We start from the raw sequence: 20,398 nt of genomic DNA on the forward strand, positions 1-20,398 counted from the left end.
GGATGAGACCGTGACCTGCGCCACCGCCTCGCCGCCGCACTCCACATCGAACGCCCTGGATAATCCAGCCGCCGAAACGAAGGCGAATGCCAACCCGATGAACCAGCGCGTCAGGCGACGCGGACGGTTCCCGGCCCGTGCTGACTTGGCACGTTTTTGCTTGCAGCGCGCATAGGTTGCACCTCCTATCTGACCTTAGCCTTTTTGGGCCTCGGGACAAGGGTGCCGCTCGCTCGCGCAGCGGGCCCGCCCGGCCCGTGAAATAAATGGGTCCAGCCGCCAAACAGGAACCTGAAACAGAGAGGGTTACGGCTAGCTTCATCTCATCGGAACGGTCGGGCCTGACCACTGCAGAGGTACGTTGCCGCCCATTCTGCGCGGATGAGACCGTGACCTGCGCCACCGCCTCGCCGCCGCACTCCACATCGAACGCCCTGGATAATCCAGCCGCCGAAATGAAGGCGAATGCTCAGACGCAACGTATCTCACAAGCCGCCGATGTTCTTCAAGTGTTCTTGTGGAGACATGGGTCACTATCCACAACCATAAGAGAACTCAGCTTCAACTCGCTACTTGGCGTTTCCGCCATGAGTCCCCCCGCTGTCGCATCTTTGTCGTTCCGGATCGCTGCGGTTTCGGACACGCGGATACCTCGAAGCTCACGATAAGACCCCTTTGGGGGAGTTCCAACGACCCTCGGAATGACCGCAATGGGGTCGGTTGCTGAACGGCGGCTATCTTCGCAGAGGCCCCAAGAGCCAATAGTTCTGGTCTGTGCGAGAATCCGTGGCGCTGTGTCGAACGCAATTTTCCCTTGTCAAGCATCAAGCCTCAAGCGCGCAGACGCCCTGCAAGAGACCCGCGCGATCAGGCCTTTGCCGTTGTCGGCGGCGGCGGCAGCAGCTTGCCGCGGGCCAGGAGATAGAGGCTGCCCACCGCCAGTAGGCCGATGACGATATTGGCGATGGCGAACAGGAAGGGCGCGAGCAATTGCGCCGGGGGGCTGGTGCCTTCCGCGGCCAGGCGGATCACGGCGGTCGGCAGGGCGGCGACGCCGAAGCTGAAGCCCCAATAGCCGGGCGAGAAGGGCTGCGCCATGATCCAGGGCAGCAGGCGCAGCAGGATCAGGCCCTGCAGGATGGCATAGCCGATCAGCGCCATCGCGAAGACATCGCCATGCCCGCCGCTGACGTTGAGATAGGCCACCGCGCCCACCGCCGGCGGCGCGAGCTGGATGCCGAGCGTGGGGCGCAGCCGTTCCGGCAGGGCCGGCCCGTGCAGCAGGCGGTTGATCAAGACCGATTCCAGCGCCAGCCAGGAGAACGCACCGCCGCCGAAGGCGAGCTGGCCCCATTCCGGCCAGCCGAGGGCCGACAGCGTCGAGGCTGATACGAAGCTGGCGGCGACGGTCGGCAGATAGAGCACGGCCGTCGCCGTGCCGATGTCCCGCTCGCCGCGCCACAGGCCTCCCGAGCGGTAGACGGCGAAGGCGATGGCGCCGAGGGTGCCGATGAGCGCCAGCACGAGGCCGCCCGTGCGGGAATAGGGCAGCAGGGCCTGGGCGGTCAGCATCGTCGTCACCGGCGCGAGGCCGATGAAGCAACACTGGATCGCATCGGCGAATTCGGCGCGCGCATCGCCCGGTGCAAACAGCCATTTGCCGGCGAACAGCACGATCAGCAGCGCCCAGACCAGGGCGCCGACGGCGAGGATCGCCTCGGAGATGCCGGCCGGCAGGAGCCAGAGGCGCTCCGCCCCGCGCCAGAGCAGCCCTAGCGCCAGCAGGCCGAGCGGAATGCCGAAGAAGGCGGCGGGCGGAAAGCGAAAACCGGAGGGCGTCATGGCCTGTGTCCCACGAGGTGGCGATTCAAAGGATGGGGGTCTGGTATCAACACAGAATAGGTGGCCCGTTATCCCCGGCCATATCCTCGCAAGCTCTGCCTGCGAGTGGTAGCGGGGGAAGGAGAACCAGGAGCTACAGCGTTTTGCGGCTGGGTGGAATCGCCAAAAATCGCAAGGACGTGCCGAACCAGAGAGCCGGAGAAAATCGGTGTTTGCGCCCAAACACGCTCTGCTTTTGCGGGCGCAGTTTCTGGCCCTGGATTCCCTTCCCGCCGCCTTCGGCGGAGGCCGTGCGGTGGCGGTGACAAGCGAGGCCATTGAAATCCCGTCACACTTGTAACTCTCGCAGGGCCCACCGGCCGGGATAACGTCTTCGCATCGCAACGCCGGAAACGGCAAATGTCGGAGGAGCGGAAATGACGATGTCTGCATCAGCAGGGATGGTCGCTTCGTTGCGAGGGCCCGCGACCGACATGGCCGGTTGGCTCGGGCTCGCCGCTGCCCCGACTTTCGCCTTGATGGCCGGGATTTCTGCCGCGGGCTCGCCGGCCATGGCGATGTGCTCCACCGTCTCGACCTTCGTGCCGATCAACGACATGGCCCTGATGTATCTGCTGATGAGCCTTTTTCACGGTTCGGCGTGGCTGAAATTCCTTTCCGCCCGTTTGCAGCGCCGCAACCTCCCCACCCCCCAAACCGAAGGAGACTGACGATGCAGAACGCTGTCGTTTCACACGGTGAATGGCTGACCGCCCGCCGGAATTTCCTGAAGGCCGAAAAGGAGCTCACCCATCTTCGCGACAAGGTCGCCAGGGAGCGGCTCGCCCTCCCATGGGTGCGCATCGACAAGGAATACGTGTTCGACACGCCGGATGGCCCGCGCACGCTGGCCGATCTCTTCGACGGCCGATCGCAGCTCCTGGTGCAGCATTTCATGTTCGCGCCGGGATGGAAGGAAGGCTGCCCGAGCTGTTCCTACATGGCCGATCACACCGACGGCATGAACAGGCATCTGGCGCATCACGACGTCACCATGATCGCCGTCTCGCGTGCGCCGCTCGCCGAGATCGAGCGCTACCGCACACGCATGGGCTGGCAGTTCAAATGGGTCTCGTCTTTCGGCAGCGACTTCAACCATGACTTCCGCGTCAGCTTCACACCCGAGGAGGTCGCCAGCGGACATATCGACTACAATTTCGGGGAATGGCGGGAAACCGGCGGGGAATGGCCCGGCGTCAGCGCCTTCTACAAGAACGAGGCGGGCGAGGTCTTCCGCACCTACTCCACCTATGGGCGCGGCGTCGAGGTGATGATGGGCACCTACGCCATGCTCGATCTCGCACCGAAAGGCCGTAACGAGGCCGAGGGAATGGACTGGGTGCGCCGCCACGATCGCTACGAGTAGCCTCCCCGGAGGGCCGCGGCACGATGACCCGCTAGAGAAAGTGCGATTTCTCTCAATCGCACTTTCTCACCAACTCCTTGTTGTGACGCGTTTTCTCAATCGAAAAGCCCGGTTCATTTCTGCACCGGCGTGCAGTCCATCACCTTCCTGCCATTGGCGGAATTCGTGACCTCCAGGCGCTGCTTTCCGCTTTTCTCGTCCTTGCCGAGATAATAGTGCAGCGTGACGGGTGCCTTGCGTTGTCCGCCGACCTGCTGGGCCGGAAAGAATTTCTCGTAGGCCTGCTTGTCCTTCCTGAGCCTGGCGACATTGTCCATCGAGACGAGCGCCAGGTAGGTTTCGAGATCCGAGGCGACGACGAGCTTGTCGCCCTTGGCGCCATAGAGCGCCACCAATTGCTGGGTGACCTTCATCGCCGGAAGATGGGTGCAGGAGAAGGTCATGTAGTCGTCCGGCCGGTCCTGGGCCATTGCCGGCCCGGCCACCAGGGCCGCCAGCGCTGCGGCTAGGATATGCCTCATTCCCCTCATACCGGATCGGCTGGCAGGAAGGCCCAGCTCATGGTGTGCTCGCCCTCCGGCAGGGTCATCACGATCTGCACGCTGCGGCGCGGCCCCTCGGGGTTGGCGAGATGCGCGGTTTCCGCCAGCGTGAACGGCACGTCGGCCAGGAACAGCCATTCCTTGCCGCTCGGCAGGGTGATGACGATCTGGGTGTCGCCATTGGCGGGCCGGGCGGCGACGGCGGGATGGAGGTGGAAGCGCAGCAGCACCGGCTCCTTGCCCTTCCAGGGCTCGGCCTTGTGGTCGAGGAAGCTGTCGCGGCCCTCCAGCGCGCCGGTGATCTGGCTCAGCGTCAGCTCGCGCTGGTGGATCAGGCCGAAGTCGTGGCGGTAGCCGTCATGGGAGGCGGTGATGGTGCTGGCCGCCGGCGAGTTCTCGCGCTGCACCGGCACATGCTTGGGGCCGGAGAGGATGGCCCGGCCGCCCAGGCTCGGGGCGGTCGCGCCGGGTTTTCGCGTGCCGCCGGCGAAATGGCTGGAGGAGGCGTCGGCCACGATGGCGGTGGAATGGGCGCCGGTGGAACGGGCGAGGTGGCGCCAGTTCTCGCGGCCCGGGGCGGGCGCGCCGCAATTGACCACGATGCGGAAATTGTCGGCCGAGAACTCGAAGGCCAGCGTGCCGGCATGGGCATCCTGCGAGACGTTCACCGGCGGCGGCTTGCCGGTGTCGACCAGCAGCACGGCGCCATTGGCCTCCAGGCGCTGATAGCCGCCATGGGGGGCGTTCTGCACCGGCTTGCCGCGGGCGTCGTCATAGGCGAGCAGCGTCGCGATCAGATGGCTCTGGGTGTAGCCCATGCCGTTGAAGGCGGCGAAGGCGCCGTCGGCATGGCGGAAGAAGCGCAGCATCGGCATCATGCGGTCGATGGCGCCGATCAGCTCGGGCGGGGCGACGGCATTGCGGGCGGCGAAGGATTGGCGCAGCGGCAAGAGGTCGAGCAGCAGCTCGATATTGGCCTGCGGGTTGCGGGAGACATGGATGCCGTCGGCCAGGATCTGGCGATTGAGCTCAGCCGTGAGCCAGCGCAAGGCAGGGCGGCGCAGGCCCGCCTTGTTGGAGAGGCACAGGCTCACCTGCATCACCGCGATGGCGCAGAGCAGGCGCGGCATGCCGTCGGTGGTGGAGCGGCCGGCATGCAGGAGATAGGAGGTCTGCCAGGCGACCGAGCGCAGGAAGGCGCGGTAGAAGCCGCGGTCGGCGCCGTCGAGGATCATCGGCGCCATCGAGACCCAGGCGAGCAGGCGCCGCGCCGTCAGCAGCGGGTCGAGGGCCTCGGGCTGGAAGCGCAGGTTCGAGCGCACGAAATCGCCGACCAGCCGGCGCGCCACCTGCTTGCCGGCGGTGCCGTCGGCGGCTCTGAGATGCCTCAGCCAGGTGAAGCCGAGCAGCGTCTCGCGCCAGGCCGGCGAGGGCGGGGCGATGGCGAAGGGGGAGACCTCGTTGAGCACGATCGTCTTGGCGACGAAGGTGAAGCGGCCGAGCACCAGCTCGGCGGCGCGGGTGGGGTCGGCGGCCCTGAGGTCCTGCGGGGCCAGCACCAGCTTTTCGGGATCGCCGCGGCCGAAGCGCCAGCGCATGAAGGGCAGGAGGTAAAGGCGCGTCAGCACGGCGCGGCCGGATTGGCCGGCAGCAGTGAGGGAGAGACGGAGCTTGGGGCCCAGAGTGCCTCGGCTCATTCCTGACGCAGACCTCCAGAGAAGGGAACGAAGGGACGGGCGCCCGAAGCGGCCATGCCGACGTCGACGCTAGGCTCCTTGTGGCCATTGCGTGAGCTTCGCGCAAGCCTCGGGCCGGTGTTTTCAGCGACATGGCCCCAGTTTTAAACGAGGGAGGGGCGGCGGATACGGATGTTGCGGGTTGTTTCGGCGTTTGGGCGTAGGGCGCGGGAATCCTTCCCCGGTTTCGGGGAAGGTGTCATTTCGCAGAAATGACGGAAGGGGCAGAGTGGCACAGCGTTGACAATCATACCGCAAAGTCGCGCCACCCGCCCCCATCCGGCCCGGCTTCGCCGGTCCACCTTCCCCGAAGCCGGGGAAGGATTCTGGTGCCCTATTCGGTGCCCGTTTCCTACCCCTTCCGCCGCATGCGTGCGGCGAAGAAGCCGTCCATGCCCGCCATTACCGGATCGGCATCGGGCAGCAGGCTCGGCAAGGTGCGCAGGAAGCCCTGCGGCGTGATCGCCCCCTCGATGCCGCCGACCTCCTCGGGCCGCACCGGCTCCAGGGCGAAATCCGCATTGCCCTGGAGGAAGCGGGTGATCTGCTCCTCGCCCTCTTCCCGCTCCAGCGAGCAGGTGCAGTAGACCAGCAGCCCGCCGGGCTTCACCAGCCCGGCCATGCGGCCGAGCAGGCGGCGCTGCAGGTCGGCCACCGCGCCGATGTCGCGGGCGGATTTGCTCCAGGCGACGTCGGGGTGGCGGCGGATGGTGCCGGTGGCGCTGCAGGGGGCGTCGAGGATGACGGCGTCGAAAGGCTCGGCCTTCCAAGCCTGCAAGTCAATGGCCAGGATGTCGGCCGTCACCACCTCTGCCTGGAGGCCGAGGCGCTTGAGGTTCTCGGTGAGGCGCTGCAGCCGCGCCGCCGAGCGGTCGACGGCGGTGACCGTGGCGCCGGCGGCGGCGACCTGGGCGGTCTTGCCGCCCGGGGCGGCGCAGAGATCGGCGACCCGGAGCCCCGCGACATCGCCGAGCAGGCGGGCAGGCAGGGCGGCGGCGGCATCCTGCACCCACCATGCCCCGGCCTCGTAGCCCTCCAGCGCCCTGATGGGGCCGTTATGGGCGAGGCGCACCGAACCGGTCGGCAGGAGGCGGCCGCCGAGGCGCTCGGCCCAGCCGGCGGCATCCGCCTTGACGGTGAGGTCGAGCGAGGGCTCGACGCGCTGGGCGGCGGCCATGGCCGCGGCGGTCGCCTCGCCATACTGGGCCGACCAGCGCTTGTAGAGCCAGGAGGGCGTATCCGCCTCGGGCGGGATGGCGGCGAGCAGCTCCTCCTTGCCGGCCGAGATCTTGCGCAGCACGGCATTGGCGAGGCCCGAAAAGGCCTGGGCGCGATCGTCCCCGCGCGCGAGGCGCACCGCAAGGTCGACGGCGGCGCGGTCGGGCACGTCGAGGAAGAGGATCTGGGCGGCCGCCGTGATCAGGATGGCTTCCAGCGGGCCGGATTTGCGCGGCATGCCCTTGGCGAGCAGCTTTTCGAGCAGGGTGCCGATGGTGCCGTAACGCCGCATCGATACGCCGGCGATCATGCGGGCAAGCGCGAGATCGCGGGCTTCAAGCGAGGCGTCGTCGAAGGCGTCTTCGAGCGCCTGGTCCTGGCCGAGGACGCCCGCCACGGCCTTCACCGCGAGGGCACGGGCGGCAAGGCCGGGAACGCCGGGCCCGGAAGACGGGCGGCGAGCGGGAGAGGGAGGCTTGTTCAAGGGGCTTTGATCCGATTTGCCGCCTCAATAGAGGATTTGGCCGCGGCGCGGAACCCCCGCCGGGCCATGGCAGCCCCGCAAAACCCTCCTATTCGGCCGTCCTTGCCGCCCGCCTTGCCTCATCCGGCAATCCGTATCATCAAGGGCGTGCCGGATGGGCAGGTCGGTGGGCGAGCAGGGAGGCGCTTTTGCGCAATATCGATTTCACCTCCTGGCAGAGCCTGCTGGCAACCGTGATCGGCCTTGCGCTCTTCACGTTGATCGGCGTTGCCATCCGCCTGCTGGCGATGTTCACCATCCAGCAGCGGCGCGAACGCCTGAACCGGCAGATCAACGAGCGGGTGCGCACGCTGATCGCCGCCTATCGCACGCTGGGCGGCTCCTTCACCGGCGATCTCACCGTGGATCCGATGCATCTGCGCGACCTGCGCCAGGCCGCCCCTCCCGCCGGAGGAGGGGCGGAAGGAGAGGTGCCGCCCCTGGACCTCAGCGCCGGCAAGGTGGCGCGTTCCGATCGGGCACGCCGCATCCGCGACGCTGTCGAAGCGGCGCTGTCGGACATCATCCTGCTCGGCACCGAGGAGCATGTCCGCCTCGCCAGCCGGGCCGCGCGCGAACTGGTCGCCGGTCATCCCGTCCACACGCAGGCGCTCGTGATCTCCCTGCGCGCCTTCATCCGCGAGGCCCTCGACCTCGCCCCGATCCCCGCCGACATCGAGCTGCCGGCGCAGGGGCCGGCCCGCCCCTCCGCCTCGGGTGGCGGCGGCAAGGGCGAGCGCGGCAAGGGGGAGCGCGGCAAGGAGGAGGGCCGCCAGGGCGGAGGTGGAGGAAGCGGCATGGGTGGCGGAATGGGAGCCGGCATGGGCGGAGGCATGGGAATGGGGCTGGGGTCCCTCGGACATGAGGACGACCCTTCGTCGGGCCATGGTGCCTGAAGGCGCGCTCGCAAAAGCGTGTTCTCACCAAAACACGCTTTGCCCTGGGGCCTGAAAGGCTATATCGCCTCACCATGCCTATCGAGATCTTCGTCGACGCCGATGCCTGCCCCGTCAAGGAGGAGGTGTTCCGCGTGGCTGGGCGGCACGGGCTCAAGACCCATGTCGTCGCCAACAGCTTCATGCGCCTGCCGCGCGACCCGCTGATCGACTTCGTGCTGGTGCAGACCGGTCCCGATGCGGCGGATGATTGGATCGCCGAGCGGGCGACGTCCGAGGCGGTGGTCGTCACCAACGACATCCCGCTCGCCAGCCGCTGCATCGCGGTCGGGGCCCAGGTGATCGGTGCCACCGGCAAGCCCTTCACCGAAGCCTCCATCGGCATGGCGCTCGCCACCCGCAATCTGATGGAGCATCTGCGCTCCACCGGCGAGATGACCGGAGGCCCAAGGCCCTTCTCCGCCAAGGATCGCTCGGCCTTCCTGCAGGCTCTGGACACGGCGATCATGCGGCTGAAGCGCAACGCTCGATAGCCCCTCTCCCTGGCGCAGGAGAGGAATTTGCGTCCTCTCCTGCGCCAGTCTGTCGCTTGGCGCTTCGACGGTGTGCGCCTATCTAGTGTGGGGCAGCCAGGAGACTTTCATGTCCGAGCATGATGACGAGGCGAACCGGCTTTCGGCCAGGGCCAGGCGCTATGCCAGGGTCGGCGTCAATGTCGGAGGGGTGGCGGCCCGAATGGCCGGATCGCGGCTGATGGGGGGCGGCGCTTCCTCGAGCTCCAATGCGGCGGCACTGGCCAAGGCGCTCGGCGGGCTGAAGGGGCCGCTGATGAAGGTCGGCCAGCTGCTCTCCACCATTCCCGATGCGCTGCCGCCCGATTATGCCGCCGAACTCTCCAAGCTGCAGAGCCAGGCCCCGCCCATGGGCTGGGCCTTCGTCAAGCGGCGCATGATGGCCGAGCTCGGACCGGACTGGGCCGGGCGCTTCGGCAGTTTCGAGCATGAGCCGGCGGCCGCCGCTTCGCTTGGCCAGGTGCATCGGGCCACCGCCAAGGACGGCACGGCGCTCGCCTGCAAGCTGCAATATGCTGACATGCAATCGGCCGTGGAGGCCGATCTTTCGCAACTGCAGGTGCTGTTCGCCCTGCACCGGCGCTTCGATCCGGCCATCGACACCCGCGAGATCTACCAGGAGATCGGCGAACGGGTGCGCGAGGAGCTCGACTATCGCCGCGAGGCCAAGCACACCGCGCTCTACCGCAACGCCTTCGCCACGCTCGGCATCTCCGACGTGCGGGCGCCGCGGGTGTGGCCCGAGCTTTCCACTGGTCGCTTGCTCACCATGGACTGGCTCACTGGCGAGCGCATCCTTGCCTTCAAGGAAGCCGAGCTGCCGGTTCGCAACCGGCTGGCGGCGGCGATGTTCGCGGCCTGGTGGCAGCCCTATGCCCATATCGGCATCATCCACGGCGATCCGCATCTGGGCAATTACACCGTGTTCAGCGAGGGGGGCGAGCCGGCGGGCATCAACCTGCTCGATTATGGCTGTATCCGCATCTTCCCGCCGGCCTTCGTCGGCGGGGTGGTCGAGCTCTATCGCGGCCTGCTGCAGGGCGAGGCCGAGCGCGTCGTTCACGCCTACGAGACCTGGGGCTTCAAAAAGCTGAGCAAGGACCTGATCGAGACGCTGAACCTGTGGGCGCGCTTCATTTTCGGGCCGCTGCTGGAGGACCGGGTGCGCACCATCGCCGATGGCGTCGCTCCGTCCGAATATGGCCGCAGGGAAGCCTATGCCGTGCACCAGGCGCTCAAGCAGAAGGGCCCGGTCACGGTGCCGCGCGAATTCGTGTTCATGGATCGCGCCGCCATCGGGCTCGGCGGCGTGTTCCTGCACCTGCGCGCCGAGCTGAATTTCCACCGCCTGTTTGAGGCGGCGATCGAGGATTTCTCGGTTGAGACGGTGGCGGCCCGCCAACAGGCCGCGCTCGCCGAGGTCGGCTTATAGGGCACAACGCCATGCCCGGGACAAGCCCGGGCATGGCAGAGTTGGAGCCTCTTTTGGCGAAGGCTGTCGAAAATATGGGCGGGCCTCGACTAGGAAGCGGGAGCCTCGGTCCGGTGATGCAGCGGATGCCGCACGGCGGCGTGATGCACCCGGCGCGGCGTCGTCGGGGCTGCGGGAGCCTCCGCGCCCGGCGCCGTCTCCACTGCCGGGTCGACACCCTGGCCGGCATTGGCGTTCCACAGGGGCATGGCCGCCGGTGCGACGGGGGACTTGGCTTCGTCATAGCCGAAACCGCGCTGGATTGAATAGAAGTCGGTGATGCCATCGGCCTGGGCGCAGGAAGCTGCTGCCGCCAGTCCACATGCGGCCAAGACGGAAGTGATCAAAACTCTCATCGTGTTTACCCTTTGGAATATTGCGGTGCTCTCATGTCATCGCGATGTCAGAAGTAGAGCATAGCATTGCCATAAGTATGGCCTAATCACAGTGTTCGCGGAGTTGTGACGTTTGTTTCTGCCGTGTTGCTGAAATCATTATCAATGATTGCCAGGTTTTGTTATCACAACTTTTCATTGAAGATTTGATACTATTTGTAGTTGTGTCGGTCTGTAAGGTTCAACATATCGGCGGTGGTGGCGTGTGCAAAGCCGATGCCTGTCGTCGGACGGGTGGTTGCCATCCCTGACCCATCCGCCTATGACAGTCCTCCCGCCTTCAATGCCCCGAATGCTACCATGACCCCGATGCAACCGGCCGCCGACCTCGCCGATCTCCGCAAAGAAATAGATCGCATCGATGCCGCCATGCATGGGCTGTTGATGGAGCGTGGCGAGATCATCGACCAGCTCATCGCCATCAAGCGCTCGCAGGCCTCCGGCTCGGCCTTCCGGCCCGGGCGGGAAGCCTCGATGATGCGTGAGATCGTCGGACGCCATCACGGCATCCTGCCGGTCGACATCGTCGAATCGATCTGGCGGGTGATCATCGCCACCTTCACCCATGTGCAGGCGCCCTATACGGTGCATGGCGACATTTCGCTGGGCAATGCGGCGATGCGCGACGTTGCCCGCTTTCATTTCGGTTTCGTGGTGCCCTATGAGACGCATGACGATGCCGGCGACGTCATCCACGCGCTGAGCCATTCGCGCGGCGATCTCGGCCTGGTGCCGGTGGCTGCTCCCGGGGCCTGGTGGCGAGCCCTAGAAGGCGAGACGGCGCCCAAGATCATCGCCAGGCTTCCCTTCGTCGAGCGGGCCGATCACCCGGCTGCGCTGCCGACCTATGTGCTGTCCAAGCCGATCGACGAGCCGCCGTCCTCCAGCGAGGTCAGGCTGGTCTCGGCCGTACTGCCATCAGCCCTGTCCAAGTTGCCTCAAGGCTGGACCATTCCCGCCCATGCCGGTGCGGCGCTGCTGGTTGCCCTGCATCCAGGACAGACTATCGTCGCGCTCGCCGAGGCCCTGCCGTCGGGCACCAGCTTCGAGACTGTCGGCTCCCATGCGCCGGCTTTCGTCCTGCCTCTCAAGTAACCTTCGGAATCCCTAGACATGAACGGTCCCGTTCCCCGGAAAGGCATCCTCGACATCGATGCCTATGTGCCCGGCAAGTCGGCGGCGCCCGCCGGCGTCAAGCTTTGGAAATTATCGTCCAACGAGACACCACTTGGTCCGAGCGCCCAGGCCAAGACAGCCTATGCCGCTGCCAGCGAGAAGCTCGAGTTCTATCCCGACGGCGCCTCTTCCGCCCTTCGTGCGGCCATCGCGGGGCGCTATGGCCTCGATCCCGCGCGGCTGATCTGCGGCGCCGGTTCGGACGAACTTCTCTCGCTACTGGCCTATACCTATCTCGGGCCGGGAGACGAGGCCGTTTACAGCGAGCACGGCTTCCTGGTCTACAAGATCGCCACGCTCGCGGCCGGCGCAACGCCGGTGGTGGCGCCCGAAAAGAACTATACCGCCGATGTCGATGCCCTGCTGGCACGGGTGACGGCCAAGACGAAGATCGTCTTCCTGGCCAATCCCAACAATCCGACCGGCACCTATCTGCCCTTCGACGAAGTCAAGCGCCTGCATGCCGGCCTGCGTTCCGACATTCTCCTGGTGCTCGATGCCGCCTATGCCGAATATGTGCGGGCGAACGACTATGAATCCGGCCTCGAACTGGTGGCCACCAGCCCCAATGTGGTGATGGCCCGCACTTTCTCGAAGATCTACGGCCTGGCCAATCTGCGCCTGGGCTGGATGGTGGGTCCGCCGGCGGTGATCGATGCTGTCAACCGCATCCGTGGTCCCTTCAACGTCTCCGGCCCTGCCATGGCGGCTGGCATCGCCGCCATCCAGGATGACGCGCATGTAGCCGATGCCATCGCCCATAACGACAAGTGGCTCGCCTTCCTCACGAAGGAACTCACCGGCCTCGGCCTCGGCGTGACGCCCTCGGTCGGCAATTTCCTGCTGGTGCATTTCCCCAAGGATGCCGGCAAGAGCGCCAGGGATGCCGACGCCTTCCTGACCGAGCGCGGCTTGATTCTGCGGCGTGTCGATGCCTATGGCCTGCCTGATGCCTTGCGCCTGACCATCGGCTCGGAGGAAGCCAATCGCCTGGTGGTCGAAACGCTGCGGGCGTTTCTGGGCCAGTAAAGCGGATTCCTCTTCACTCCACCCCCTTTCCCGAGCTGGGAAAGGGGAGCCAGTCTGGAGCCTTCATGTCCGATCTTTCCACCTTCCCGATCACCAAGCGCTGGCCCGCCCAGCATCCCGACCGCATCCAGCTCTATTCGCTGCCCACGCCCAATGGTGTGAAGGTATCGATCATGCTGGAGGAGACCGGGCTCGCCTATGAGCCGCATCTCATCGACATCGGCAAGAACGAGACCTGGGGTCCCGAATTCCTCTCGCTCAATCCCAATGGCAAGATCCCGGCTATCATCGATCCCGATGGCCCGGGCGGTAAGCCACTCGGCCTGTTCGAATCCGGCGCCATCCTGCTCTATCTCGCCGAGAAGACTGGAAAGTTCCTGCCCGTGAATGCCGTTGCCCGCTACGAGACCATCCAATGGGTGTTCTTCCAGATGGCGGCGATCGGACCGATGTTCGGCCAGGTCGGCTTTTTCCACAAATTTGCTGGCCGTGAGATCGAGGACAAGCGTCCGCTCGAACGCTACCGGGTCGAATCCAAGCGCCTGCTCGGCGTGCTCGAAACACGCCTGGAGGGCCGCGACTGGCTGATGGGCGCCGACTACACCATCGCCGACATCGCCACGCTCGGCTGGGTACGCAACCTCGTCGGCTTCTATGGCGCGGGCGAACTGGTCGATTATGCCAGCCTGAAGCGCGTGCCGGCTTGGCTCGAGCGCGGCCTTGCCCGCCCGGCCATGCAGCGCGGGTTGGAGATCCCGAAGAGAGGCTGAAGTCTCCGACTGGGGTGGTCTTCCGCCGTCTCTTCGCAGCCGATGATACGAAAAATGCGACGCGGCCGCTTCCGGCCGCGTCGCATTTCTTTTTGGACGTCCAGCTTGGAGGCTCAGTGAGGAGCGCAGTGCCAGGTAGGATTTGCCTTCCCCCGCCTCATCGTGCACAGAAGGCGAAAATTTCCAGGGTTCCCATGTCTGACGCTCCCTTCCTCTTCGATCGGCTCTGCGTGATCGGAATCGGCCTGATCGGCTCCTCCATCCTGCGGGCGGCGCTCAGCTACGGGCTTGCTCGTACGTTGGTGGCGGCGGACCTTTCGCAGAAGGTGATCGGTCGCGTCGAGGAGCTTGGCATCGCCGATGTCGCCACGACGGATTTCGCCGTCGCCGTCGCAGACGCCGATTGCGTCATTCTCTGCGTGCCCTCGGGCGCGTTCGGCGTGGTGACCGAGATCATTGCTCCGCATCTCAAACAAGGCGCCATCATCTCCGACTCCGGTTCGGTGAAGGGTGCCGTGGTGGCGCAGATGTCGCCCTTCCTGCCGGCAGGCGTGCATTTCATTCCCGCCCATCCCGTGGCCGGCACCGAGCATTCGGGTCCCGATGCCGGCTTTGCCGAATTGTTTGACAACCGCTGGTGCATCTTCACGCCGGCCGAGGACATCGATACCGCGGCGCTGGCGCGCTACCGTGCCTTCTGGGAGAGGTTGGGTTCCAAGGTGGAGTGCATGACGCCCGAGCACCACGACCTCGTGCTCGCCGTCACCAGTCATGTCCCGCACCTCATCGCCTATAACATCGTCGGCACCGCCGACGATCTGGAGGCGGTGACGCAGTCGGAGGTGATCAAGTTCTCCGCTGGTGGCTTCCGCGATTTCACGCGCATCGCCGCCTCCGATCCCACCATGTGGCGCGACGTCTTCCTCAACAACAAGAAGGCGGTGCTGGAAGTGCTCGGCCGCTTTTCTGAGGATCTGGCCTATCTGCAGCGGGCGATCCGCTGGGGAGAAGGCGACAAATTGTTCGAGCTGTTCACCCGCACCCGGGCGGTGCGCCGCTCGATCATTGACCAAGGGCAGGAGACCGCTGCTCCCGATTTCGGTCGTCCGCACGGCAAGCAGTGAAGCCCGTCGCTGACTAGGCCTGTCGTATGGCCGCCATCAGCCTCGTCAGGGCCGCCAAATCCTGTCGTTTGCAGGCTAGCGGCTGGCCCCGTTGCGACCTTAATTAGCAGCGACTTCTCTCCAAGGCGGAACGGAAAGACCATGACCGAAACGGTTATTACTTCGGAAAAGCAAAAGGTCGTGCTGGGCTTCGACAAGCGCTTCGTCATGATCGGCGAACGCATCAACCCGACGGGCCGCAAGCTGCTCGCCGCGGAGATGGCGGCCGGCGACTATTCGCGTGTCGTCTCCGACGCGATCGCGCAGGTCGAGGCCGGCGCTCAGATGTTGGACGTGAATGCGGGCATCCCGCTTGCCGATGAGCCGAAGATCCTGGCCGAATGCGTCAAGCTGGTGCAGGACACCGTGCCGGTGCCGCTCTCGATCGACTCGTCTATCGTGGAAGCGCTGGAAGCCGGCCTTTCCGTCTACAAGGGCAAGCCGCTGGTTAATTCCGTCACCGGCGAGGAAGAGCGCCTCGAACGCGTATTGCCGCTGGTGAAGAAATACAATGCAGCCGTCGTTGCCATTTCGAACGACGAGACCGGTATCTCCGAAGATCCCGACGTGCGCTATGAGGTCGCCAAGAAGATCGTCGAGCGTGCCGCCGATTATGGCATCCCGCGCGAGGATATCGTGGTCGACCCGCTGGTGATGCCGGTGGGCGCCATCAACGATGCCGGCCGTAAGCTGATGCATCTGTTGCGCCGCCTGCAGACCGAGCTGAAGGTCAACACCACCTGCGGGGCCTCCAACTTCTCCTTCGGCCTGCCGAACCGCCGCGGCCTCAATGCCTCCTTCCTGCCGATGATGATCGGTGCCGGCATGACCTCGGCGATCATGAACCCGCTGCATCTGGAGGACATCCAGGCCATTCTCGGCGCTGACGTCGTGATGGGCCATGACCCCAACTGCATGAGCTGGATCAAGAAGTTCCGGGAGCCGCAGCCGGAAGCCGCGGAAGGCGCTGGTGCAGGCCGTCGCGAGCGCCGCCGCGCGCGCGGTTAAAGACTATACCCTCTCCCGCAAGGGGAGAGGGTGCCCCGATAGGGGCGGATGAGGGGTGGACGCGCCTATCGGTTAGTTGCCAAGAGACGAAAAGCAAGACTAGAAGGTCGCGAAGCTCCCCTCATCCGACCTCGCTTCGCTCGGCCGCCTTCTCCCGCAGGGTAGAAGGATGATCGGCCGTCGCGGCAGACATTCAAGGCCCCGCCGATGACCAATCCGCTCGTCTTTTTTGCACCCTCCGGCAAACGTGGCCGGTTTCCCGAGGGCACGTCCGTTCTTGAGGCGGCGCGCAAGCTCGGTGTTGACCTCGATTCGGTCTGCGGCGGGCGCGGCATTTGCGGGCGCTGCCAGGTCGAGGTTGGTGACGGCAAGTTCCCCAAGCTCGGCATCACCTCGGCATCCGACCACGTCACCGAATGGAACGCGGTAGAGGAGCGCTACGTTTCCAAGCGTGGCCCGCTCGCCGAGGGCCGTCGGCTCGGCTGCCAGGCCAAATTGTGCAGCGACGTTGTCATCGACGTGCCGCCCGACAGTCAGGTCCATCGCCAGGTCGTGCGCAAGAGCGCGGCGATCCGCGACATCGCCATCGAGCCGGTGGTGGCGTTGCATTATGTCGAGGTGCGCGAGCCCGACATGCACGAGCCTTCCTCGGATTTCCGCCGCCTGCAGGAAGCGCTGGAACAGCAATGGGGGCTCAAGGACATCACGGCCCCCCTGGAATCGCTGCGCCTTCTGCAATGGTCTCTGCGCCAGGGCCAGTGGTCGGTGACGGTGGCAATCCGGCACAAGCGCGAGATCGTCGGCATCTGGCCTGGCCTGCACGAGCAGGGGGTGGGCCTGGCCGTCGACATCGGCTCCACCACCATCGCCGCGCATCTGTGCGATCTTGCCAGCGGCGAGGTACTGGCCTCCTCCGGCGTCATGAACCCGCAGATCCGCTTCGGCGAGGACGTGATGAGCCGCGTCTCCTATGTGATGATGAATCCGGGCGGTGATGTCGAGCTGACCACGGCGGTGCGCGAGGCGATCGCCGAGCTGGCCGTGTCCGTCACCAAGGAAGTCGGCCTCAATTCCAATGACATTCTTGAGATGACCGTGGTCGCCAACCCGATCATGCATCATCTCTTCCTCGGCCTGGACCCGACCGAACTCGGCGGTGCTCCCTTCGCGCTCACCATCGACGGTGCGTACCAGACGCGGGCGGCCCATCTCAACCTGCCGCTCTCCAGCGGCGCCTATGTCTATGTGCTGCCCTGCATTGCCGGTCATGTCGGTGCCGATACCGCCGGCGTGGTGCTTTCGGAAGGGCCCTATCTGAGGCCGGAAGTGTCGCTGGTGGTTGATGTCGGCACCAATGCCGAGATCGTGCTGGGCAATCGCGAGCGCCTGCTCGCCTGTTCCTCGCCCACTGGTCCTGCCTTCGAGGGCGGCCAGATCTCCTCGGGCCAGCGCGCTGCGCCTGGCGCCATCGAGCGCGTGCGCATCGATCCCGTCACGCTGGAGCCGCGCTACAAGGTGATCGGCTCGGATCTGTGGTCGGACGAGCCGGGCTTCGACAAGGCGGTGGTTCGCACCGGCGTCACCGGTATCTGCGGCTCGGGCATTATCGAGACGATCGCCGAGATGCTGTTGGCGGGCCTGATCACGCCGGACGGTGTCGTCGACGGCGCCATGGCGGCCCGCTCGCCGCGTGTCGAGGAAGATGGGCGCACCTTCAAATATCTCATCCGTGAGGGCGAGCCACGCATCGCCATCACCCAGAATGACGTGCGTGCGATCCAGCTCGGCAAGGCCGCGCTCTATGCTGGCGTACGCCTCCTGATGGACCGTTACGGCATCACCGCGGTCGACCGTATCACGCTGGCCGGCGCCTTCGGCAGCCATATTGACGTCAAGCACGCCATGATCCTCGGCCTGGTGCCCGATTGCGAGCTCGACAAGGTCGGCTCTGCCGGCAACGCCGCTGGTACCGGCGCCCGCATCGCTTTGCTCAACGCCTCGGCCCGTACGGAGATCGAGGACGTGGTGCGGCGCATCGAGAAGGTGGAGACGGCGATCGAGCCCTCCTTCCAGGCCCATTTCGTCGGCGCGATGGCGATCCCGCACAAATCCGACCCGTTCCCCCATCTGGAGGCGGCGCTGGGCGTCACCTTCAAGCGCGGCGGTAGTGGTGAAGGCGAGGGCGGCGGTGGCCGAGAGAGGCGACGCCGACGGGGCTGACCAGCAGGGAACGCGGACATTGCGACATGCCGTGTTATCGCGATGTCCGCTCCTCTCTTGGAAACATCATCCCTTCCACGATAGGAAGGGATGATGTCAGGACTCCAAGGATTGCCCATGCCCGCTTCCTTCACCGGCTTTGGCGAGAAGGCGCTGCCCTTCTTCAAGGCGCTCGAATTCCACATGAATCGCGACTGGTTCCAGGAGAATCGCGGCCTTTATGACAGCGATGTACTGGCACCCTTTTCGGCCCTGATCGAGGCCGTCAATGCCGCCTGCATCGCCAAGGGGTTGCCGATGCGCGGCACGCCAAGGAGCGCGCTCTTTCGTATCCATCGCGATGTGCGCTTCGCCAAGGACAAGCGCCCCTACAAGACCCATGCCGGTGCGGTGATGACCCGCTCGGGGGCCAAGAACGACCCGGGCCTCACCTATATCCACATCTCGCCTGAGGGATGTTTTGCCGCTGTCGGCTTCTATGACCTCGAGCCCAAGCAGCTTGCGGCCTTCCGCCAGGCGATCATCACCGCTCCCGAGCGTTTCCGTGCGATGAGCGCAAAGCTTGCCGCCGCCGGGCTCACCTTCGATCCGCAATGGAGCCTCAAGCGTCCGCCGCGCGAAGCCGCAGGCATCGAGGATGCCGACCTCGTCGCCGCCCTGAAGTTGAAATCGATCGTGGTGAAGAGGCCTCTGTCGGACGCGCTGATCCGCACCCCCGAGCTCGTCGATGCCTGCACGGGCTTGGTCGAAGACGCTTTGCCGCTGCTCGATTTCGGCTGGTCGGCCCTGGCGGTACTGGGGCCGGAACGCGGTTGAAAGGTCGGCGAGAGACTCGGTCGCGGGCGGCCTGCCTTCGCCCTGGACGCCCTGATCGGGCTCTCTTCGAGCACAAATAAGACCGAATGACACGGAAAGGGCTTGACCTTTTCCGTGCGAACGGGTTTTCGTGGCGCCCAGGCTGTCCCGGTAGCTCAGCAGGATAGAGCAACGGTTTCCTAAACCGTAGGTCAGGGGTTCGAATCCCTTCCGGGACGCCATTCTTTCCACTAAAATCGATGGCGCACCTTATGCGAGCACCCATAGACGCAGTTTTTAATTTAGCGTTACCGTCTGTTGAATTTTCTTTTGATGATATCTTTAAGTAATGGTTTGATTCGAACAATCTTCTTGTCGATGAATCGAACAAACAGAACATATAGTATCAATCTGTCGATTGGATTAGCGCGTACTTTTTTCAGCGAAGGCAGAAGGTGATCTCGCGCCAATTTAAGAGATTTTACTCTATTTTCGATGCTGTGATAGTTTTCACCGAGATCACGAGATATGAATCTTTGCAGGTGTACCTTACTTCCAGATTGTGCGACTACGGCTTCGTCCACCACTAGTTTTGCAATCGTAATAATATCGCTATTGTGTCCATGAAATCCGATGTTATCTCTAACGTATTCCCAATGCGGTATGAGTTTTTCTCTTCGATAGAGTCCATAAAACCACGGACCGGCGCATCTTATTAGTAATTTTTTTAACGAAGATATTCGTGCGTCTCCGATGGTTGAATTAACCTTAAATGTTTTTTCATAGTTATTTTCGAAGTCATACCAAACAGACTCCGACACTGCGAGAGTCGCTTGCGGAGTATTGTCCAGAATTTTTGTTAAGAATTCGATGTAATCAAGATCTGCATAATCATCATATGATCGCCAACAGAAATATTCAGATTTTGATTCCCTCAGCACAAATTCAAAATTTCTGACCATTCCGATATTTTCAGATTGGCGAATGTATCGAAATCGAGAGTCTTTTTCACAAAACTCACGACAAATCTCAGGGGTATCATCCTCTGAGGAATTGTCCGATATAATGACTTCAAAATCCTGGAAGGTCTGATTTGCCAGATTTTGAAGACTGGCGCGTATATAAGGAGAACCATTGTAAACCGGCACTCCGATGGAAACCTTAGCCATTATATCTAAACCATTCAGGAATTTGCGTTGGAGCGGTTTAAGCCTAAAATTTGTCGAAACGCAAAAAGAGTCTCCTAGGGCGATCCGGATGCCCGGCCGGGCTGCTTGTCATCGATGAGGCGATCGAGTTTGGCCTCGATGCGCCGGGTGGTCTCGACGAAGGCCTGCATCGTGGTCTCTGCCTTGGCGAAACGTTCGCGGGCATCGGAGCTGCTGTCTTTCAGCTTGCCGATTTCGAGCTCGAGCTTGAAGCTGCGCTCCTCCATGACGGTGACGCGGCTGTTGAGCTGGCTCGACCACCAGACGACGCCCGCCGTCTGGACCAGGAGTGTGATCACCAGAGCAACGGGAATTTTTTTGTCCACGGCCCAATGTTCCGTCTCGCTTGGCATGGTCATGACCAGCACCCCGCCGCTCTGCCGCCCTCGTAATGGACCGCGAGGCGGCGGTTGCCATCGCGCGAAGTGG

Annotated in this window: 19 protein-coding genes and 1 tRNA gene; 13 read left to right on the forward strand and 7 right to left on the reverse strand. The window is 64.2% G+C overall.

The window, feature by feature from the left end; translation table 11 throughout:
* Window positions 1–867: 867 nt before the first annotated feature.
* Window positions 868–1,842, reverse strand: a complete 975-nt coding sequence (gene tehA / locus U1R88_RS26495; protein WP_322433951.1) for a dicarboxylate transporter/tellurite-resistance protein TehA — start codon at window positions 1,840–1,842, stop codon at window positions 868–870.
* A gap of 422 nt (window positions 1,843–2,264) precedes the next feature.
* On the opposite strand from tehA, the gene U1R88_RS26500 reads away from it, so the two are divergent.
* Together U1R88_RS26500 and U1R88_RS26505 are read left to right on the forward strand one after the other, a co-directional pair.
* Entirely contained in the window at window positions 2,265–2,552 is a 288-nt protein-coding gene (locus U1R88_RS26500) for a hypothetical protein (RefSeq protein WP_322433952.1), read from the forward strand.
* A 2-nt stretch (window positions 2,553–2,554) separates the two neighbouring features.
* A complete protein-coding gene (locus U1R88_RS26505) occupies window positions 2,555–3,247 on the forward strand; it encodes a DUF899 domain-containing protein (protein ID WP_322433953.1) in 693 nt (230 codons plus the stop codon).
* Window positions 3,248–3,360: 113 nt separating this feature from the next.
* On the opposite strand, the gene U1R88_RS26510 is transcribed toward U1R88_RS26505, so the two are convergent.
* The 3 genes from U1R88_RS26510 to U1R88_RS26520 all read right to left on the reverse strand — a co-directional run bounded on the left by U1R88_RS26510 (window position 3,361) and on the right by U1R88_RS26520 (window position 7,227).
* Window positions 3,361–3,768 (reverse strand): hypothetical protein, encoded by a 408-nt coding sequence (locus U1R88_RS26510; protein ID WP_322433954.1) that lies wholly within the window; start codon window positions 3,766–3,768, stop codon window positions 3,361–3,363.
* A gap of 5 nt (window positions 3,769–3,773) precedes the next feature.
* Entirely contained in the window at window positions 3,774–5,486 is a 1,713-nt protein-coding gene (locus tag U1R88_RS26515) for a heparinase II/III family protein (protein WP_322433955.1), read from the reverse strand.
* Window positions 5,487–5,877: 391 nt separating this feature from the next.
* Window positions 5,878–7,227, reverse strand: coding sequence for an RsmB/NOP family class I SAM-dependent RNA methyltransferase (locus U1R88_RS26520; RefSeq protein WP_322433956.1), 1,350 nt, complete (start codon window positions 7,225–7,227; stop codon window positions 5,878–5,880).
* A 188-nt stretch (window positions 7,228–7,415) separates the two neighbouring features.
* On the opposite strand from U1R88_RS26520, the gene U1R88_RS26525 reads away from it, so the two are divergent.
* The 3 genes from U1R88_RS26525 (at window position 7,416) to U1R88_RS26535 (ending at window position 10,166) form a co-directional block, all read left to right on the forward strand.
* A complete protein-coding gene (locus tag U1R88_RS26525) occupies window positions 7,416–8,162 on the forward strand; it encodes a hypothetical protein (RefSeq protein ID WP_322433958.1) in 747 nt (248 codons plus the stop codon).
* A gap of 74 nt (window positions 8,163–8,236) precedes the next feature.
* A complete protein-coding gene (locus U1R88_RS26530; RefSeq protein WP_322433959.1) occupies window positions 8,237–8,695 on the forward strand; it encodes a YaiI/YqxD family protein in 459 nt (152 codons plus the stop codon).
* Between the two features lie 109 nt (window positions 8,696–8,804).
* A complete protein-coding gene (locus tag U1R88_RS26535) occupies window positions 8,805–10,166 on the forward strand; it encodes an ABC1 kinase family protein (RefSeq protein WP_322433960.1) in 1,362 nt (453 codons plus the stop codon).
* Window positions 10,167–10,255: 89 nt separating this feature from the next.
* Here U1R88_RS26535 and U1R88_RS26540 read toward each other — a convergent pair whose 3' ends face one another.
* Entirely contained in the window at window positions 10,256–10,561 is a 306-nt protein-coding gene (locus U1R88_RS26540) for a hypothetical protein (protein WP_322433961.1), read from the reverse strand.
* A 339-nt stretch (window positions 10,562–10,900) separates the two neighbouring features.
* Between U1R88_RS26540 and U1R88_RS26545 the strand changes: the two genes are divergently transcribed.
* From U1R88_RS26545 to U1R88_RS26580, 8 genes are all read left to right on the forward strand, one after another.
* Window positions 10,901–11,695: a chorismate mutase gene (locus tag U1R88_RS26545; protein ID WP_322433962.1), complete on the forward strand. Its 795-nt coding sequence runs from the start codon at window positions 10,901–10,903 to the stop codon at window positions 11,693–11,695.
* Window positions 11,696–11,713: 18 nt separating this feature from the next.
* Window positions 11,714–12,805 (forward strand): histidinol-phosphate transaminase, encoded by a 1,092-nt coding sequence (gene hisC, locus U1R88_RS26550; RefSeq protein WP_322433963.1) that lies wholly within the window; start codon window positions 11,714–11,716, stop codon window positions 12,803–12,805.
* 65 nt (window positions 12,806–12,870) lie between these two features.
* Window positions 12,871–13,575, forward strand: a complete 705-nt coding sequence (locus tag U1R88_RS26555; RefSeq protein WP_322433964.1) for a glutathione S-transferase N-terminal domain-containing protein — start codon at window positions 12,871–12,873, stop codon at window positions 13,573–13,575.
* Window positions 13,576–13,769: 194 nt separating this feature from the next.
* Entirely contained in the window at window positions 13,770–14,699 is a 930-nt protein-coding gene (locus tag U1R88_RS26560) for a prephenate/arogenate dehydrogenase family protein (RefSeq protein ID WP_322433965.1), read from the forward strand.
* A 141-nt stretch (window positions 14,700–14,840) separates the two neighbouring features.
* Window positions 14,841–15,746, forward strand: a complete 906-nt coding sequence (locus U1R88_RS26565) for a methyltetrahydrofolate cobalamin methyltransferase (RefSeq protein ID WP_068299579.1) — start codon at window positions 14,841–14,843, stop codon at window positions 15,744–15,746.
* A gap of 207 nt (window positions 15,747–15,953) precedes the next feature.
* The gene (locus tag U1R88_RS26570) at window positions 15,954–17,966 is read left to right on the forward strand and encodes an ASKHA domain-containing protein (protein WP_322433966.1); all 2,013 of its coding nucleotides are present in this window, start codon (window positions 15,954–15,956) and stop codon (window positions 17,964–17,966) included.
* Between the two features lie 117 nt (window positions 17,967–18,083).
* Window positions 18,084–18,782 carry a DUF2461 domain-containing protein gene (locus U1R88_RS26575; protein ID WP_322433967.1) on the forward strand — a complete coding sequence of 233 codons (699 nt, stop codon included), beginning with the start codon at window positions 18,084–18,086 and terminating at the stop codon, window positions 18,780–18,782.
* Window positions 18,783–18,926: 144 nt separating this feature from the next.
* A tRNA-Arg gene (locus tag U1R88_RS26580) sits at window positions 18,927–19,003 on the forward strand.
* 66 nt (window positions 19,004–19,069) lie between these two features.
* Here U1R88_RS26580 and U1R88_RS26585 read toward each other — a convergent pair.
* Complete coding sequence (locus U1R88_RS26585; RefSeq protein WP_322433968.1) at window positions 19,070–19,930, reverse strand: glycosyltransferase family 2 protein; 861 nt, start codon at window positions 19,928–19,930, stop codon at window positions 19,070–19,072.
* A gap of 74 nt (window positions 19,931–20,004) precedes the next feature.
* Entirely contained in the window at window positions 20,005–20,295 is a 291-nt protein-coding gene (locus U1R88_RS26590; protein WP_322433969.1) for a hypothetical protein, read from the reverse strand.
* Between the last annotated feature and the right edge of the window lie 103 nt (window positions 20,296–20,398).

This window comes from Labrys sedimenti, assembly GCF_034424805.1.
GTDB classification, from domain to species: Bacteria; Pseudomonadota; Alphaproteobacteria; order Rhizobiales; family Labraceae; genus Labrys; species Labrys sedimenti.